Annotated in this window: 11 protein-coding genes; 6 read left to right on the top strand and 5 right to left on the bottom strand. The window is 68.7% G+C overall.

Annotation, left to right across the window (positions count from 1 at the left end; all coding sequences use genetic code 11):
• Positions 1-282: 282 nt before the first annotated feature.
• Positions 283-1,353 (bottom strand): SIS domain-containing protein, encoded by a 1,071-nt coding sequence (locus ACIRRY_RS45465; RefSeq protein WP_403985170.1) that lies wholly within the window; start codon positions 1,351-1,353, stop codon positions 283-285.
• A 275-nt stretch (positions 1,354-1,628) separates the two neighbouring features.
• On the opposite strand from ACIRRY_RS45465, the gene nagB reads away from it, so the two are divergent.
• The gene (gene nagB, locus ACIRRY_RS45460; RefSeq protein ID WP_403985168.1) at positions 1,629-2,414 is read left to right on the top strand and encodes a glucosamine-6-phosphate deaminase; all 786 of its coding nucleotides are present in this window, start codon (positions 1,629-1,631) and stop codon (positions 2,412-2,414) included.
• Positions 2,415-2,817: 403 nt separating this feature from the next.
• On the opposite strand, the gene ACIRRY_RS45455 is transcribed toward nagB, so the two are convergent.
• From ACIRRY_RS45455 to ACIRRY_RS45440, 4 genes are all read right to left on the bottom strand, one after another.
• The gene (locus ACIRRY_RS45455; RefSeq protein ID WP_403985166.1) at positions 2,818-4,332 is read right to left on the bottom strand and encodes a glycoside hydrolase family 3 protein; all 1,515 of its coding nucleotides are present in this window, start codon (positions 4,330-4,332) and stop codon (positions 2,818-2,820) included.
• Between the two features lie 9 nt (positions 4,333-4,341).
• Entirely contained in the window at positions 4,342-5,205 is an 864-nt protein-coding gene (locus ACIRRY_RS45450; RefSeq protein ID WP_403985164.1) for a carbohydrate ABC transporter permease, read from the bottom strand.
• Positions 5,202-6,185: a carbohydrate ABC transporter permease gene (locus ACIRRY_RS45445; RefSeq protein ID WP_403985162.1), complete on the bottom strand. Its 984-nt coding sequence runs from the start codon at positions 6,183-6,185 to the stop codon at positions 5,202-5,204. Before ACIRRY_RS45445 ends, ACIRRY_RS45450 begins: the two co-directional genes overlap by 4 nt.
• 97 nt (positions 6,186-6,282) lie before the next feature.
• Positions 6,283-7,569 carry an extracellular solute-binding protein gene (locus ACIRRY_RS45440; RefSeq protein ID WP_403985160.1) on the bottom strand — a complete coding sequence of 429 codons (1,287 nt, stop codon included), beginning with the start codon at positions 7,567-7,569 and terminating at the stop codon, positions 6,283-6,285.
• A gap of 309 nt (positions 7,570-7,878) precedes the next feature.
• Between ACIRRY_RS45440 and ACIRRY_RS45435 the strand changes: the two genes are divergently transcribed.
• From ACIRRY_RS45435 to mctP, 5 genes are all read left to right on the top strand, one after another.
• Complete coding sequence (locus ACIRRY_RS45435; RefSeq protein WP_403985158.1) at positions 7,879-8,643, top strand: GntR family transcriptional regulator; 765 nt, start codon at positions 7,879-7,881, stop codon at positions 8,641-8,643.
• Positions 8,644-8,744: 101 nt separating this feature from the next.
• Entirely contained in the window at positions 8,745-10,886 is a 2,142-nt protein-coding gene (locus ACIRRY_RS45430) for a carbon starvation CstA family protein (RefSeq protein WP_403985156.1), read from the top strand.
• Positions 10,858-11,058 (top strand): YbdD/YjiX family protein, encoded by a 201-nt coding sequence (locus ACIRRY_RS45425; protein ID WP_403985303.1) that lies wholly within the window; start codon positions 10,858-10,860, stop codon positions 11,056-11,058. The genes ACIRRY_RS45430 and ACIRRY_RS45425 overlap by 29 nt, the downstream gene beginning before the upstream one ends.
• A 138-nt stretch (positions 11,059-11,196) precedes the next feature.
• Entirely contained in the window at positions 11,197-11,460 is a 264-nt protein-coding gene (locus ACIRRY_RS45420; protein ID WP_403985154.1) for a DUF3311 domain-containing protein, read from the top strand.
• The gene (mctP, locus tag ACIRRY_RS45415; RefSeq protein WP_403985152.1) at positions 11,457-13,058 is read left to right on the top strand and encodes a monocarboxylate uptake permease MctP; all 1,602 of its coding nucleotides are present in this window, start codon (positions 11,457-11,459) and stop codon (positions 13,056-13,058) included. Before ACIRRY_RS45420 ends, mctP begins: the two co-directional genes overlap by 4 nt.
• Positions 13,059-13,138 lie beyond the last annotated feature (80 nt).

Raw genomic sequence — 13,138 nt, 5'->3', positions numbered from 1 at the left:
CGGCACCGCAGCCCGGAGCAGCAACGGCCACGGGGTGTGCGGTCCCGATCGGCCGATGGATGAGGAGCCGGGGCAGTCAGGGCAGAGAGCCTCGGTTCCTCGATCCGTCTTCCTGTGCGGGGAAGACGGAGGCTTACGCCTTAACACATTGTGGACTAGACCACATTCGGTGTCCATGCCTTGAAGGCTGTGGGAAGCCTAACGGTGTCGGGTCCTGTGCGGGACTGGTTGGTCATGGGAATTTCCATGGCCGGTACATGGGACACGGCACGGGACACGGCCTCAGCGGGTCTCCGTCACCTTGGCCAGGGCGCGCGGGGCGTCCGGGTCCTGGCCGCGGGCGATGGTGACCTCGTAGGCGAGGAGCTGGAGCGGGAGGATCTCCAGGACGGGCTGGAGTTCCTCGGGGACGCCCTCGACGGGCAGGACGAAGCCGGCCGAGGCCTGTTCGACCTGGCCGGCCGGGCCGATGACGACCAGGTCGGCGCCCCGGCCGCGCAGCCGGTCGAGCACGGGCTGGAGGGCGGTGCCGCCCTTGCCGTCGGTGACGACCGCGATGACCGGGGAGACGTTGTCGACCATGGCGAGGGGGCCGTGCAGGAGGTCGGCGCCGGAGTAGGCGAGAGCGGGGATGTAGCTGGTCTCCATCAGTTTGAGAGCGGCTTCCTTGGCGGTGGGGTAGCCGTAGCCGCGCGAGGTGATGACCATGCGTTCGGCGAAGCGGTAGCGGGAGGCGAGGGTGCGGACCTCGTCCTGGCGGGCGAGGAGCTGCTCGGCGAGATCGGGCAGCGCCTTGGCCGCGGCGCCGTCGCCGCCGCGCAGGCCCTCGACGAAGAGGTAGAGCGCGAGGAGGGAGGCCGTGTACGTCTTGGTCGCGGGGAGCGCCTTCTCCGGGCCGGCCATGACGTCGACGTGATATTCGGATACGGCGGCCAGCGGTGAGTCCGGATTGTTGGTGACGGCGACCGTGATCGCGCCGGCCTCGCGGGCGGCCCGGGTCGAGGCGACCAGGTCCGGAGAGCCGCCGGACTGACTGACGGTGACGACGAGGACGTCGGTCAGGTCGGGCCGGGCGCCGTAGGCCGTGGTGGTCGACATCGAGGTGAGCCCGCAGGGCAGGCCGAGGCGGATCTCCAGGAGGTACTTCGCGTAGAGCGCGGCGTTGTCGGACGTACCGCGAGCGGTGAGCAGCACGAAGCGCGGCTTACGGGCGGCCACGGCCTGGGCGACCTGGCGGATGCGCGGGGCACCCTCGTCGAGGATGCGCCGCAGGACGGCGGGCTGTTCGGCCATCTCACGGGCCATGATCCGGCCGGGGAGTTCGCTGTCGGGGGCCGGGGGTGTGGCGGTCATGCGGGGTCCTCCGGAGGGGGCGGGGAAGAGGGTGGGGGTGTGTCTGTTGGGTGGTGTCCGAGATCGGCGGCGATCGGGCGAGGTTCCGTCGGGGGGCGTAGGTGATCCGCCGGAGGCCATCCATGGGCGGTCGGGTCCATTTCACCCCTTCTTCGGCTACCGCGCCCGTGCGGGGTGGTGGGACGTGGATCACTCTGGGAGGGCGGAACCGATTCTGTTAGATTGGCCACGATTGGTCTAAACCACATGGTTCTCTTCAGAACGGCAGGCCCAGCGTGGAAGTTGTCATCGTTCCGGACGCCAAGTCGGGCGGCGAGCTGATCGCCGAGGCCATGGCACAGCTGCTCCGGCGCAAGCCGGACGCCTTGCTCGGCGTGGCCACGGGGTCGACGCCGCTGCCCATCTACGAGGCACTCGCGGCCGGGGTGCGTGCCGGGGCCGTGGACACCTCGCGGGCGCGGATCGCGCAGCTCGACGAGTATGTGGGGCTGCCCGCCGAGCACCCGGAGTCGTACCGTTCCGTGCTGCGGCGCGAGGTGCTGGAGCCGCTCGGGGTCGGGATGGACTCCTTCTTCGGGCCGGACGGGACCGCCGAGGACGTGCTGGGGGCGTGCGAGGCGTACGACCGGGCGTTGGGCGAGGCCGGCGGGGTGGACCTGCAAATACTGGGGATCGGGACCGACGGGCACATCGGGTTCAACGAACCGTGCTCGTCGCTGGCCTCGCGGACCCGGATCAAGACGCTGACCGAGCAGACGCGGGTGGACAACGCGCGGTTCTTCGACGGTGACATCGAGCAGGTGCCGCACCACGTGATCACACAGGGCATCGGCACGATCCTGGAGGCCCGGCACCTGGTGCTGCTCGCGACCGGCGAGGGCAAGGCGGACGCGGTCGCCGCGACCGTGGAGGGACCGGTCGCCGCGGTGTGCCCTGCCTCGGCACTTCAGTTGCACCGGCATGCGACGGTCGTGGTCGACGAGGGCGCCGCGTCCAAGCTGAAGCTCGCGGACTATTTCCGGCACACGTTCGTCAACAAGCCGGACTGGCAGGGGATCTGAGGCACGGGGCCTGAACAAGCCCCACCCGTAAAGGATCTGAGGCACCGGGGCCTGAACAAGCCCCACCCGCAAGGCATCTGACGCTCGGACGCCTCAACAAGCCCCACCCGCAAGGGAGCTGGCGCTCGGGTGCCTGAGCAGGCCCCACCCGCAAGAGATCTGAGGCTTGGATGCCCCAACAAGCCCCACCGCAAGGCATCTGAGACTCGGATTCCTCAACAAGCCCCACCCGCAAGGGACCTGAGACTCGGGTGCCCCAACCAGGCCGACCCGCGAGGGAACCCAAGGCGCCGGCGCCTCCCCCTTCCGCGTGCATGCCGGTGCCGGGCCCCCTCGTGGAGGGCCCGGCGCCGGTGTATTCGGAGGTGGTCCCCCGGGTCGGGGTCGCTCCCCCGGCTCACGGTCACGCCCCGGCGATGACCTCCGCCGCCGCGTGGCCACAGACGCGGGCCGCGCCGTGAGTCGCGATGTGGAGGGCGCCTCGGGGCGGGGCCTGCGGTACGCCCATCTCGACCACGACGGTGTCGGGCCGGGCCGCCAACACGGTGTCGAGGGTGGCCGCCATCCAGGGGTGCCGGTGCTCGTCCCGCACCACGACCACGGTCCGCCGCGCCCCGGCCGTCTCCAGCACGGCATCCCCCGCGGCCTCCCCGGCGAAGCTCCCCGTCTCCGTACCGGGCAACAGCCGCGCGAGCTCCGCACCCACACCCCAGGGCGTCCCGTCGCCGACGGCGATGTTGGCGACGGGGGTGAGGAGCGCGACGTAGGGCGCTTCGGTGAGGGGCGTGAAGCCGTCGGCGCCAGTGACCGTGAGGGCGCGACGGGCGGCGACGAGGCCTATGTCGACGCGCGTCACATCCGCCGCGGGCGCGGGGGCTTCCTCGGAGCCCCGGGCCGAGGCCGGCGCCGAAGTCGCCCACCGGGCCAACCCCCGTACCCGTTCCGCCGCTTCGGCCAGGCGTTCCTCCGGTAGTTCGCCCGAGCGCACCGCCCCCACCAGCGCGTCCCGCAGCCGTCGTACCGTCTCGTCGTCCGCGAGGCCGCCGCCCACGCAGATCGCGTCGGCCCCGGCGGCGATCGCCAGGACGCTGCCGCGTTCGATGCCGTAGGTGGCGGCGATGGCCTGCATCTCCATGCCGTCGGTGACGATGAGGCCGTCGTAGTCGAGACGGCCGCGCAGGAGGTCGGTCAGGACGCGGAGGGAGAGGGTGGCCGGGTGGTCCGGGTCCAGGGTGGGGACCAGGATGTGGGCGCTCATCACCGCGCGGGTGCCGGCGGCGATGGCCGCGCGGAACGGGAGGAGTTCGCGCTCCTCCAGGACCGACCGCTCGGCGTCGATGCGCGGCAGCGCGTGGTGGGAGTCGACCGCCGTGTCGCCGTGGCCCGGGAAGTGTTTCGTGCAGGCCGCGACGCCCGCCGACTGGAGGCCGGTGACGTAGGCCGCCGTGTGCCGGGCGACCAACTCCGGGTCGGCGCCGAAGGAGCGGACGCCGATGACCGGGTTGGAGGGGTTGGAGTTGACGTCCGCGGACGGGGCCCAGTTGAGGTTCACGCCGCATTCCGCGAGGCGGCGGCCCAGCTCGTGGGCCACCTCCCTCGTCAGGTTCACGTCGTCCACCGCGCCCAGCGCGTGGTTGCCCGGGAAGGAGGAGCCGGTGCGCGCTTCAAGGCGGGTGACGTCGCCGCCCTCCTCGTCGATCGCGACCAGCACGTCGTCCCGTTCCGACCTCAACTGGGCGGTGAGGGACGCCAGTTGCTCGGGCGAGGCGATGTTGCGGCCGAACAGGCCGACCGACGCCAGGCCTTCGCCCAGGCGGCGCAGCAGCCAGTCGGGGGCCGTCGTACCGGGGAAGCCTGGTTGCAGGACGGTGAGGGCGTCGCGCGTCAAGGTGTCTGTACCGCTGGCGAGTGTCGTCATCGGTTGCCGTTATCCCTTCACAGCGCCGGCGGTGAGGCCCGCGGCCATCTTGCGCTGGACGATGAGGAACAGGACGACGATCGGCACGGCCATCATCGTGGCGCCGGCCATCATCGGGGCGTACTCCGTGCCGTGCTTCGTGGTGAAGTTGCCGAGCCAGACGGTCGCCGTCTGGTGCTCCTGACTGAGCAGCATGAGGGCGTACAGGTACTCGTTCCAGGCCTGGATGAAGCCGTACACGGACGTGGCGACCATGCCGGGGGCCAGGAGGGGGAAGACCACCCGGATGAAGGCGCCGGTGCGGGAGCAGCCGTCGACCATGGCCGCCTCCTCCAGTTCCTTCGGGATGTTGACGATGAAGCCGCGCAGGGTCCACACCGTGAACGGGAGGATGAAGGTCAGATACGTGATGACCAGGCCCGAGAGCTTGTCGTACTGGTCGAGGTCGTTCAGCAGCAGGAAGACCGGGATGATCATCGAGACCAGCGGGACCATCTGGACCGCGAGGATGCCGACGATCACGACCTTGCGGCCGCGGAAGGCGAAGCGGGAGATGGCGAGCGCGGCCAGCAGGCCCACGATGACGCCGATCACGACCACCGACAGGGACACGATGAGGCTGCGGCCGACCGGGCCCCAGAAGTCCGCGATGTCCAGCGCCCGGTGGAAGTTGTCGAGCGTGATGCCGGTGGGCAGCAGGCTCGGGTCCGGGTCGATGGCGTCCCGCGCCGGCTTGAACGCCGTGTCGAGCATCCAGTACAGGGGGAAGCCGACGACGACGAAGACGAGCAGGCCTACGAGGTTCCAGCCGAGCTTGGACTTCTTGCGCCCGCCGGTCGGCCTGCGGGGCGCGTCGGTCGTGAGCGCGCTCATTCGACCTCTCCGATCTGAAGCATCTGACGCATGTAGACGGCGACGACACCGAGCAGCAGCACCACGGTGACCAGGGCGATCGCCGAGCCCTGCCCGTAGTCGTTGACGACGAACGCGCGGTCGTACGAGTAGGTGCTCAGCAGTTGGAAGTCGGCCTCGGGATGGCCGCCGCGCATCACGAACACCTGGGGGAAGACGCCCATGTCCCAGATCACCGACAGGGTCGTGAGCATCACGATGATCGGCTTGAGGATGGGCAGGGTGACGTACCGGAAGACGCCCCAGGCGCCGGCCCCGTCGAGGCGGGCCGCCTCCTCCAACTCCTGGGGGACCTGGGTGAGTCCGGCGCTGAGGGTGATCACCACGAAGGGCACCGCGCCCCAGACCACCAGCAGCATGATGACGAGAAGGCCCTGCGGTCCGCTGGCGAACCAGTTGTGGCCGACCATGTCGACGCCGGGCAACTTGCTGAGCAGGGCGTTGAAGACGCCGTAGTCCGTGTCGAAGAGCCACTTGAAGACGGTGGTCGCGACGATGACCGGCATGCCCCAACTGGCCACCAGGACAATGTTGATGAGCGTCTTCACCCAGCCGGAGACCTTCTGCTGGAGCAGGGCCAGGGCCATGCCGGCGACCATCGTGAAGACGACCGAGCCGGCCGCGAAGACGATCGTGCGGACGACGACGCCCCAGAACTCGCCGTCGCCGAGGATCCCGGAGAAGTTGTCGAAGCCGATCCACTCGGCGGGCTTGAAGCCCCACAGCTGGGACTGCCCGAACGACTGGAAGGACAGCGTGACCAGCCGGACCAGCGGATAGCCCATGACCAGGCCGAGGATGAGCAGACAGGGCGCGAGCAGCAGCCAGGGAACCCCGGCCCCTCTCGACGTCCGCCGTCCGCGGGGTGCGGTGGGGGCACCCGGTGGCGGTGCGTGCCGCTGCGGCGGCACCTTGGCGGGGGTGGTCGTGTCGGCACTCATCGCGCGCTCCTCAGCGATCCCTCAGGTCGTACGGCCATACGAGGGCAGGGCCCTGCCCCGAGAACACCTCCGGTGTCCAACAGGGCCCTGCCTCAGGTCACTTGGTGTTGATGACCTTGTCGATCGCGGTGTCCGCTTCCTTCGCGGCGTCCTCGACCGACTTCTTGCCGGTGCCGATGTTCTGCAGCATGGTCTGCAGGACCTGGGCCTTCTCGACCTGGCCCCAGCCGGGCGCCATCGGGACGAACCAGTTGGACTCGGCCGCGGTGGCCGGGACCGCCGTCGCGGGGTCGCTCTTCAGCGTCGCGAGGTCGGTCTTGTTGTTCGGCAGGTTGCCCTTGGCCATCAGGCCCTTCTGGCCGGACGGACCGGTGAAGGCGTTGATCCACTCGGCGGCGAGCGCCTGCGCCTTGGACTTGACCGGGATCGCCAGGTCGGAACCGCCCAGGAACACGGGCATGTTCTTGCCGGACGGGCCGGGCATCACGAAGTTGACGAGGTCGGTCGCCAGCTTGCCGCCGGTCTTGTCGTTCTTCGGGTCGGCGGCGGTCGCGCCCTCCCACGCGGCGGCGAAGATCATGGACGCCTTGCCCTGGCCGTAGACGATGTAACGGTCGGACTCGTCCTTGGTCTTGTCGCCGTGCATGTACTTGTCGATGACCGACTTCCACTCGCCCAGTCCCTTGATGGACTCGGGCGAGGAGAGGCTGGCCTTCCACTCACTGCCGGACTGGGTGGCGATGGCGCCGCCGGCGTCGTAGACGAAGGACATGGCCGCGTACCAGTCACGGGTGGGCTGGTACCAGGCGCTGAACTTGCTGCCCTCCTTCTTCTGGATCTTGTCCAGGTCGGCGGTCAGCTCGGCGTACGTGGTCGGGGGCGTCTTCACGCCGACCGAAGCGGCGATGTCCTTGCGCCAGTTGGCGACGCGGCCACCGGCGTAGTAGGGGACGCCGTAGGTCTTGCCGTCGTAGGTCACGGAGGCCTTGAGGCCGTCGAGCCAGGCGGAGGAGTTGGTGAACTTGGCAGGGTCCACGGGCGCGAAGGCGCCCTTGACCATGTAGCCCAGCATCTCGGTGTTGCCCATCTCGACCACGTCGGGGGCCTTGTCGGTGGCGAGGACCGCGTCGAGCTTGGTGTTCTTGTCCGGCCAGCCGTAGTACTCGTGCTTGATCTTGACGCCCGGGTGCGCCTTCTGCACGGCCGCGTCGGCTGCCTTCACCAGCTGGGGCCAGTTGTTCTGCGCGTCGACGGTGAGCCAGACGGTCAGCTCCTTGGCGTCGGCGCCGCTGTTGGAAGAGCCCTTGTCGTCGTTGCCCCCGCACGCCGCGATGGAGACCATCATGCCCGCGATACCGATCGCGGCTATGAGCTTGCGCTTCACGCCACCCTCCTCAGGGATGCCTGCCACACCTCCCGCCCAAGAGCCGGGACCTGAACCAATGGTGTAGACCAGTACCGGGAGCTTGGACCAGACCAGTGGGCCTGTCAAGGGTCCTCGAAACACCCCTGACCAGCCGTTATGGGACCTACATATGCAGGAACCTTTAAGTAAGAAGGCAGCGAAAACAGCGGTGCCGGAGTACTCTCCTCCACTAGACCACTTGGCGCTGTGGACTAGACCAAAAGCGGCGGCGACGGTATACAGAGGGGATCACCGAATGACCCTTGCCCGGAGCCGGAAAGGCGGAGCATGAGCACCGACGTCAGCAGTGCGGAGAACGAGGGTGGGGCCACCGTCCGCACCGCGCGTGTGCCCAAGTACTACCGCCTGAAGAAACACCTCCTGGACATGACGGACACGTTGCCGCCCGGTACTCCGGTCCCGCCGGAGCGCACCCTGGCCGCGGAGTTCGACACCTCGCGCACGACCGTCCGCCAGGCTCTTCAGGAACTGGTCGTCGAGGGCCGCCTGGAGCGCATCCAGGGCAAGGGCACGTTCGTCGCGAAGCCGAAGGTCTCGCAGGCCCTCCAACTCACCTCGTACACCGAGGACATGAGAGCCCAGGGCCTGGAACCGACCTCGCAGCTCCTCGACATCGGCTACATCACCGCCGACGACACCCTCGCCGACCTGCTCGACATCACCACCGGCGGCCGGGTCCTGCGCATCGAGCGGCTGCGCATGGCGAACGCCGAGCCGATGGCCATCGAGACCACCCACCTCAGCGCGAAGCGCTTCCCCGCCCTGCGCAGGTCCCTGGTCAAGTACACGTCGCTCTACACCGCGCTCGCCGAGGTCTACGACGTCCATCTCGCCGAGGCCGAGGAGACCATCGAGACCTCCCTGGCCACCCCGCGCGAGGCCGGCCTCCTCAGCACCGACGTAGGCCTCCCGATGCTGATGCTCTCCCGCCACTCCCTCGACAAGGAGGGCAAGCCGGTGGAGTGGGTGCGCTCGGTGTACCGGGGCGACCGCTACAAGTTCGTGGCCCGCCTCAAGCGCCCGCAGGACTAGCCCGTGGCGCGACTCAAGCGCCCACAGGACTAGGGGACTTACGGAGTTACCCGGGTTGCTCTACGTTCCTCCCGTCGCCGCGTGGACGGGAGGACAACCCGGTGCGTACCGCGAACGTCCGAACCATCGTCGCCTGGACCCTCGTCGCGCTCGTCGCCGCGGCGGGCTGGTCCGTTCTCGCGCTGGCGCGGGGCGAGAACGTGTCGGCCGCCTGGATGGTCGCCGCCGCGCTCGGCTCGTACGCCATCGCCTACCGCTTCTACGCGAGGTTCATCGCGTACAAGGTCCTGAAGGTCGACGGCACCCGGGCCACCCCGGCCGAACGCCTCGACAACGGCATCGACTTCCACCCCACCGACCGCCGCGTCCTGCTGGGCCACCACTTCGCCGCGATCGCCGGCGCGGGCCCGCTCGTCGGACCCGTACTGGCCGCGCAGATGGGCTACCTGCCCGGCACGATCTGGATCATCGTCGGCGTCATCTTCGCGGGCGCGGTCCAGGACATGGTGGTGCTGTTCTTCTCGACCCGGCGCGACGGCAAGTCCCTCGGCCAGATGGCCCGCGAGGAGATCGGCCCGTTCGGCGGCGCGGCAGCCCTGCTCGCCACCTTCGCCATCATGATCATCCTGCTCGGCGTGCTGGCCCTGGTCGTCGTGAACGCGCTGGCCTCCTCCCCCTGGGGCACCTTCTCCATCGGCATGACGATCCCGATCGCGCTGCTGATGGGCTTCTATCTGCGGGTACTTCGGCCCGGCCGGGTATCCGAGGTCTCCCTGATCGGCGTGGCCCTGCTGCTGCTCGCCCTGGTCGCGGGCCGCTGGGTCGCCGAGTCGTCCTGGGCCGGCACCTTCACGCTCGCGCCCTCGACGCTGGTGATCTGGCTGGTGGGCTACGGCTTCGTCGCCTCGGTCCTCCCCGTCTGGACCCTGCTCGCCCCGCGCGACTACCTCTCCACCTTCATGAAGATCGGCACCATCGCCCTGCTGGCGATCGGCGTCGTGGTCGCCCTGCCCGCCCTGAAGATGCCCGCCGTCACCGACTTCGCCAAGCACGGCAACGGCCCGGTCTTCGCCGGCTCCCTCTTCCCCTTCGTCTTCATCACGATCGCCTGCGGCGCCCTGTCCGGCTTCCACTCGCTCATCTCCAGCGGTACGACGCCGAAGATGATCCAGAAGGAGACCCAGATCCGCATGATCGGCTACGGCGCGATGCTGATGGAGTCGTCCGTCGCCTTGATGGCCCTGGTCGCCGCGAGCATCATCGACCCGGGTCTCTACTTCGCGATGAACGCCCCCTCGGGCGCGATCGGCACGACCGTGCAGAACGCCTCGCAGGTGGTGAGCGGTTGGGGCTATCACATCTCCCCCGCCGACCTCGCGCAGGCCGCGAAGAACGTCGACGAGGCCAGTCTGCTGTCCCGCACCGGCGGCGCGCCCACCCTCGCGGTCGGCGTCTCGGAGATCTTCTCCAAGGTCACCGGCGGGAGTCTGCGCGCCTTCTGGTACCACTTCGCGATCATGTTCGAGGCCCTGTTCATCCTGACCGCGCTGGACGCGGGCACACGGGTGGGCCGGTTCATGCTCCAGGACATGCTGGGGAACGTCTACCGGCCGTTCAGGAACGTGAGTTGGAAGCCGGGCCTGGCCCTGACGAGCGCGATCGTGTGCGCGCTGTGGGGCTACTTCCTCTGGGTCGGCGTCCACGAACCCCTCGGCGGGATCAACCAGCTCTTCCCGATCTTCGGCATCTCCAACCAGCTGCTGGCCGCCGTCGCGCTGGCCGTCTGCACCACGCTCCTGGTGAAGTCCGGCCGTCTCAAGTGGGCCTGGATCACCGGGATTCCACTCGCCTGGGACGCGACGGTCACGCTGACCGCGAGCTGGCAGAAGGTGTTCTCCAGCGACCCGAGGGTCGGCTTCTTCGAGCAACGGTCCGTGTTCCAGGACGCGATCGACGCGGGCAAGGTACTGCCACCCGCCAAGTCGATGGACGACATGCACACCGTCGTCACCAACTCCACGGTGGACGGGGTGATTTCGGCCATTCTCGCGGTGCTGGTCGTGGTCGTGATCGCGGACGCCCTTCGCGTCTGCGTTCGACACGTCCGCCGCCCCGCGCTCTCCACGCTGCGCGAGACGCCGTACGTCGAGTCGAACATCACGGCACCGGCCGGGCTGATCCCGACCCGCGAGGAGAAGGAGGCGACGGCGCGTGATGTGGTCGGCGTTCAGGCGGGCGACTAGCGGAGTGCGCTGGTACGTCCGGGAGTTGACCGATGAATCAGCCTACGACCGGTATGTCGCACACGTGCGCCGGGACCACCCGGACGCGGAGGTCCCGAGCCGGCGCGACTTCGAACGCATGCGGACGGACCGTCAGGAGGCCGATCCACGCCAGGGCTTCCGCTGCTGCTGAACTTGCTTTTGACACCGATGTCAGGCTTTCACCGAATCGACATGACGATATGCGGACGGGGTCTTTCGCAGCGGTGATTCCGTGACCTACATTGCCTGCGCGTTACACAGGTGATCGGCGAGGGGACGGAGCCGCGAAATGTCAGATGTGCCGGAAGTTCCGCCCGAAGTGGCCGCACCGGTGGTGACCCCGGTCCGCGTCGTCATCGCGGTGTGCCTGTTCGCACCCTTCGTGGCGCTGCTCTGGGTCGGCTCCTACGCCAAGACGGACCCCACGTTCATCGGCATCCCGTTCTTCTACTGGTACCAGATGCTCTGGGTGCTGATCTCGACGGCGCTGACGATGACCGCCTACACGCTGTGGCAGCGCGACCAGCGGGCCCGCCATGGAGGTAACCGGTGAACGACGGCGTGAACGGCGTCGCCCTCGGCGTCTTCGTCTTCTTCTTCCTGGCCGTCACGGTCCTGGGCTTCCTGGCCGCACGCTGGCGCCGGGCCGACAACGAGCAGAGCCTCGACGAATGGGGCCTGGGCGGACGGTCGTTCGGCACCTGGGTCACCTGGTTCCTGCTCGGCGGCGACCTCTACACGGCGTATACGTTCGTGGCGGTCCCGGCGGCGGTCTACGCGGCGGGCGCGGCCGGCTTCTTCGCCGTGCCGTACACGATCCTGGTGTACCCCCTCATCTTCACGTTCCTGCCCCGGCTCTGGTCGGTGTCGCACAAGCACGGATACGTGACGACGTCCGACTTCGTGCGCGGCCGCTTCGGCTCGAAGAGCCTGTCGCTGGCGGTGGCGGTCACCGGCATCCTCGCGACGATGCCGTACATCGCGCTCCAACTGGTAGGCATCCAGGCCGTGTTGGACGTCATGGGGGTGGGCGGCAGCGCCAGCTCCAACTGGTTCGTGAAGGACCTGCCGCTGCTGATCGCGTTCGCCGTGCTGGCCGCTTACACCTACTCGTCCGGCCTTCGCGCCCCCGCGCTGATCGCGTTCGTGAAGGACGGCCTGATCTACATCGTGATCACGGTGGCGATCATCTACATCCCGATCAAGCTCGGCGGCTTCGACGACATCTTCAGCGCGGCGGGAGCCAAGTTCAAGGCGGCCGGAGCGGGCGGACTGGTCCCCGCCCCGGCGGGCCAATGGACGTACGCCACACTGGCGTTGGGCTCGGCACTGGCCCTCTTCATGTACCCGCACTCGATCACGGCGACGCTCTCCTCCAAGAGCCGCAACGTGATCCGCCGCAACACCACGATCCTGCCCCTGTATTCACTGATGCTGGGCCTGCTCGCACTGCTCGGCTTCATGGCGATCGCGGCCGGAGTCAAGGTGACCAACGGCCAGTTGGCGATCCCGCAGCTCTTCGAGAACATGTTCCCGGACTGGTTCGCGGGCGTGGCCTTCGCGGCGATCGGTATCGGCGCGCTCGTCCCCGCGGCCATCATGTCCATCGCGGCGGCGAACCTCTTCACCCGCAACATCTACAAGGACTTCATCAACCCGGACGCGACCCCGGCCCAGGAGACCAAGGTCTCCAAGCTGGTCTCCCTCCTGGTGAAGGTCGGCGCCCTGGCCTTCGTCCTGACGATGGACAAGACAGTCGCCATCAACTTCCAGCTCCTGGGCGGCATCTGGATCCTCCAGACCTTCCCGTCCCTGGTGGGCGGCCTCTTCACCCGCTGGTTCCACCGCTGGGCCCTCCTCACCGGCTGGGCGGTGGGCATGCTCTACGGCACCCTCGCGGCCTACGGCGTCGCCTCCCCGACCCAGGATCACTTCGGCGGCTCGTCCAAGGAGATCCCCGGCATCGGCGAGATCGGCTACATCGGCCTGACGGCGTTCGTCCTGAACGTCGTAGTCACGGTGGTCCTGACGTTCGTGCTGAAGGCGGCCAAGGCCCCGGAGGGCGTCGACGAGACGAGCCCCGGGGACTACACGGCAGACGCGGGCGACCCGGGAGTAAAAGAGGAGCTCCCCGTAATCGCCGGCCACTGACACCCCCTAGGGGCGCGGGGCTGTATCAATGTGCGGCTCCGCCGCGTGGGCGCGACCAGCCACGACGAACCCGCAGCGGG

It is taken from the genome of Streptomyces sp. NPDC101776 (assembly GCF_044766845.1).
In the GTDB taxonomy this organism is placed as follows: domain Bacteria; phylum Actinomycetota; class Actinomycetes; order Streptomycetales; family Streptomycetaceae; genus Streptomyces.
This window is presented reverse-complemented; position numbering and strand designations above follow the sequence as displayed.